General features: G+C 43.8%; 5 protein-coding genes. All 5 read left to right on the top strand.

Annotation, left to right across the window (positions count from 1 at the left end):
* Nucleotides 1–157: 157 nt before the first annotated feature.
* The 5 genes from ACTQ1S_RS09130 to rlmN all read left to right on the top strand — a co-directional run bounded on the left by ACTQ1S_RS09130 (nucleotide 158) and on the right by rlmN (nucleotide 2,772).
* On the top strand, nucleotides 158–586 hold the full coding sequence (locus ACTQ1S_RS09130; RefSeq protein WP_441547550.1) for a DUF6017 domain-containing protein: 429 nt from the start codon (nucleotides 158–160) through the stop codon (nucleotides 584–586).
* Nucleotides 587–622: 36 nt separating this feature from the next.
* Nucleotides 623–1,096 carry a PcfB family protein gene (locus ACTQ1S_RS09125; RefSeq protein WP_441547549.1) on the top strand — a complete coding sequence of 158 codons (474 nt, stop codon included), beginning with the start codon at nucleotides 623–625 and terminating at the stop codon, nucleotides 1,094–1,096.
* Entirely contained in the window at nucleotides 1,093–1,392 is a 300-nt protein-coding gene (locus tag ACTQ1S_RS09120) for a hypothetical protein (RefSeq protein WP_441055697.1), read from the top strand. The genes ACTQ1S_RS09125 and ACTQ1S_RS09120 overlap by 4 nt, the downstream gene beginning before the upstream one ends.
* A gap of 191 nt (nucleotides 1,393–1,583) precedes the next feature.
* Complete coding sequence (locus ACTQ1S_RS09115) at nucleotides 1,584–1,769, top strand: cysteine-rich KTR domain-containing protein (protein ID WP_003431289.1); 186 nt, start codon at nucleotides 1,584–1,586, stop codon at nucleotides 1,767–1,769.
* 16 nt (nucleotides 1,770–1,785) lie between these two features.
* Nucleotides 1,786–2,772 (top strand): 23S rRNA (adenine(2503)-C(2))-methyltransferase RlmN, encoded by a 987-nt coding sequence (gene rlmN / locus ACTQ1S_RS09110; protein ID WP_082673256.1) that lies wholly within the window; start codon nucleotides 1,786–1,788, stop codon nucleotides 2,770–2,772.
* Nucleotides 2,773–2,955 lie beyond the last annotated feature (183 nt).

The raw sequence follows: 2,955 nt of genomic DNA, 5'->3' as shown, positions 1-2,955 counted from the left end.
TATGATGTCCAGCATCCCGTCCCCGTCTCTTCGATGTTGATGTTTGGCGACATTCATCTTAGGGCGGGGACGGGACATTATTACGTCAACGCTGGTCTAACGGAGAGTTACTGATTTATCAAGTACCGATTCCATTCCTTTCCATTCCCTAAACCCCTTGCCCTTTGCGCATGGCGAAGCGGCTACGCCGCCGGAAAGGAAAAGAACGGAAGCGAAAAGCAATAGCGCAGTAGAGATTTACAGGGAGATTATCAAGGACAATATCGAATACGACCATCTCATTCAAAACTGCAAAATTGACAAAGACCGTTTGGACGAGATTGTTGACCTTATGCTGGAAACCGTCTGCACAGCCCGAAAGACAATCCGTATTGCCGGGGACGACTACCCCGCCGAATTGGTGAAATCCAAGTTTTTGAAGCTGAACAGCAGCCATATTGAGTTTGTTTTGGATTGCATGAGGGAGAACACAACCAAAGTGCGCAACATCAAGCAGTATCTAAAAGCGGTGCTGTTCAACGCGCCGAGTACCATTGACAGCTACTATACCGCCCTTGTCAATCACGACTTATACGGCGGCGAATGAGCATAGCCGCACTTTACCGGGAAAGGAGTTGATACCTTGCAGGAGGAAGTAACCCAAAAAACGATTGCCCTATACGTCAAAGTGGGAAAAGGCGCGGCGCGGCTTACCGAACAGGCGTTACAGAAAGTAATCCAAAAGTTTTTGGAGCAGAAAAGCAAACCCGCGCATGGGAAACAGACCATGCGGCAGCTTATGAAGCAGAACGCGGGTGTTTCCAACATCGAGATCACCGACAGCAATATTAAAGCCTTTGAGAGTACGGCGAAGAAATACAACATAGATTTTTCGCTAAAAAAGGTTAAGGGCGAGCAGACCCGTTACCTTGTGTTTTTCAAAGGCCGGGACGCGGACGTTATGACCGCAGCGTTTCAAGAGTTTTCCGCAAAGAAGCTGAACCGGGAGAAAAAGCCCTCTATCCGCAAAGCCCTTGCCGCTGCAAAGGACAAGGCGAAGCAGCTTAACGCCGCCCGCGACAAGGTAAAGAAAATGGACAGGGGGCGCGAGATATGAAGCAGATCAACTACAAAAAGCTGATACTTCCGAATATCCCCTATGTGTTCTTTGTCTATCTCTTTGATAAAGTCGGACAGGCGGTGCGGCTTGCCCCCGGCGCGGATATTTCTGCAAAGATACTGAATATCACACAAGGATTTTCCGCAGCCTTTGAAAACGCCTTGCCGAGCGTTTACCCGTTGGATTTGCTTGTCGGCATTGTCGGTGCGGTGATTATCCGCTTGATAGTCTATGTCAAAGGGAAAAACGCGAAGAAATACCGCAAGGGCGCGGAGTACGGCTCTGCCCGATGAGGTGCATAATCTTAACTGTAAGCAACACATATATTGACGCAGGAGGGTATGCACATGAATGATTACAGCAAAATCACAGCCCTTTACTCCCGCTTATCAGTGGGGGACGAGGACAGGGACGGCGGCGAAAGCAACTCCATACAGAACCAGAAGAGCCCATTTTTTTGTGTAAAAAGGACGAGTGAAATATAATGCTTAAAAAATATTGGATAAAATGTCCGATTTGTAACGGAAAGACGAGAGTTCAAGTATTTCATAATACTGTATTAAAAGATTTTCCTCTTTTCTGCCCTAAATGCAAATTGACGCATATCATTGATGTAGAAAAATTAGAGATTGTAATCAAAAATACAGAAAAACAAACTTTTATTATTTAGAAGAAAGGATATAAAAATGAAACGTTTACCTAAATATACGCCTGCGGAAGTACGGAATGATCCATACGGATTTACTTACAAAGAAATGTCGGAAGTTATTGGCGAGAATGAAGCAAAAGCCTTATATGAAGAATTATATAAGCAATTACCACGCAAAAAAAATCTATCAATGTTGGTAAAAAATATTTGCAAAAGCAGTGATACTGAAAAGTATGTTTACGAACTGAAAGACAACAAATACATTGAAACGGTTTTTATCAAGCGGCGAGATGGTGGAACTGTTTGCGTGAGCACACAAGTCGGTTGTCCTGTTGGTTGTATTTTTTGTGAGTCCGGGCGAAATGGCTTTGTTCGTAATCTAACATCGTCAGAAATCGTACAACAGATTATATTGTTGCGTCGAAAAGTAAACCGTATCGTTTTTATGGGTATGGGAGAGCCTTTATTCAATTATGACAACTTGATAAAAGCAATCCATATTCTCCGAGATAGATATGGGCTCAACTTTCCAACCGACGGCATTACCATATCAACAGTTGGTCCGGTCGATCAATTAAAAAAATTGCGCGAGGAACATCTTAAAATTCAGTTGACAATATCTTTACACGCAGCAACACAATCTGCAAGAAATCGTATTATTCCTCACATGCGCATATATGCTATTGAAGATGTTGTTAAGCAAGCCTTATCCTATTCTGAAAGGCATAATCGCAAAATTGTCTTTGCGTATTTGCTTTTACCGGGTATAAATGACCGGCCCTCAGATGTAAGACAACTTGCAAAATGGTTTCGGGGCAAAAAAGTTATGATTAACGTGTTACAATACAACCCAACAAGCAATTCAAGAATTAAAGCACCACAGAAACGGGAAATAGTTGCATTCAAACATCAATTAGAGCAAGCAGGACTTGAAGTTACTATAAGAGTTTCTCATGGCAGAGAGATTAACGCGGCTTGTGGACAGTTAGCTAACACATATAATAAATTCAAAAAAAATGATTAAAAGTGCCAGACGCATAGACGCAGAGCCGATAACGCATTAGGTCAAAAAACCTATGTGTTATCGGCTTTTTTAGAGGCTTCGGTAGTTTGTGTGACAAGGGGCTAGCCTAGGCAGCAACGCTCTTCGCTCCCTTCACGCCCTTCTTCCTCGCCTTCACCGGGCGACCCGGGAGCTGGGGCTGGC

This window comes from Collinsella sp. LCP21S3_D3 (genome assembly GCF_052118305.1).
Lineage (GTDB): Bacteria > Actinomycetota > Coriobacteriia > Coriobacteriales > Coriobacteriaceae > Collinsella.
The sequence above is the reverse complement of the archived record's forward strand: the minus strand, read 5'-3'. Positions and strand labels throughout refer to the sequence as shown.

What these genes read in the sequence shown, in the direction of transcription:
- ACTQ1S_RS09120 (WP_441055697.1), top strand. Translation starts at nt 1,093, where the DNA reads ATGAAGCAGATCAACTACAAAAAGCTGATACTTCCGAATATCCCCTAT.
- ACTQ1S_RS09115 (WP_003431289.1), top strand. Translation starts at nt 1,584, where the DNA reads ATGCTTAAAAAATATTGGATAAAATGTCCGATTTGTAACGGAAAGACG.
- rlmN (WP_082673256.1), top strand. Translation starts at nt 1,786, where the DNA reads ATGAAACGTTTACCTAAATATACGCCTGCGGAAGTACGGAATGATCCA.